At 27.5% G+C, this 581-nt stretch carries 1 pseudogene; it reads left to right on the top strand.

Annotation, left to right across the window (positions count from 1 at the left end):
* Window positions 1-450, top strand: a pseudogene (locus tag AMN70_RS03290) (iron-containing alcohol dehydrogenase); the annotation flags it as partial.
* Window positions 451-581: the final 131 nt, after the last annotated feature.

A 581-nucleotide genomic window follows, 5' to 3' on the forward strand; every position in this document is an offset into this window, starting at 1 on the left:
GGATCAAATTTAGAGGCTAGAATGAATATGTTAGTAGCAGCGAGTATGGGGTCAACTGCATTTCAAAAAGGACTAGGAGCAATTCACTCTTTGAGTCACCCAGTGAACGCTTTAAATAATTTACATCATGGATTATCTAATGCAATTTTTATGCCTTATGTTTTAACTTTTAATAAAGATGTAATCGAAAAAAAAATAATAAAAATTTCTAGCTATCTTGGATTAAAAGATCAATCATTTGATGGGTTTTTAAATTGGATTTTAGATTTAAGAAAAAAATTAAATATACCTCACAAACTATCTGATGTGATAAAAGAGGAAGAGTTACAAATAGATCGTTTATCAAATATGGCTTTACGAGACCCATCTACAAGTGGAAATCCTAAGAAATTGACAGAAAATGATATGAAAAAAATGTATCTGAATAGTCTGTCTGGCAAATTGTTTTAATTATTTAAAGCATCATCTAAAAGATTTTTTTTTCTCAAAATACTGTACAGTTCTTTAAGATTAAATTTTTCATCGTTATCTTTAATAAGCCTAATTTTAACGATTCCAAATTGTTTATAAAAATCTTTCCA

The organism is Candidatus Pelagibacter communis (assembly GCF_001179925.1).
GTDB lineage: Bacteria > Pseudomonadota > Alphaproteobacteria > Pelagibacterales > Pelagibacteraceae > Pelagibacter > Pelagibacter ubique_E.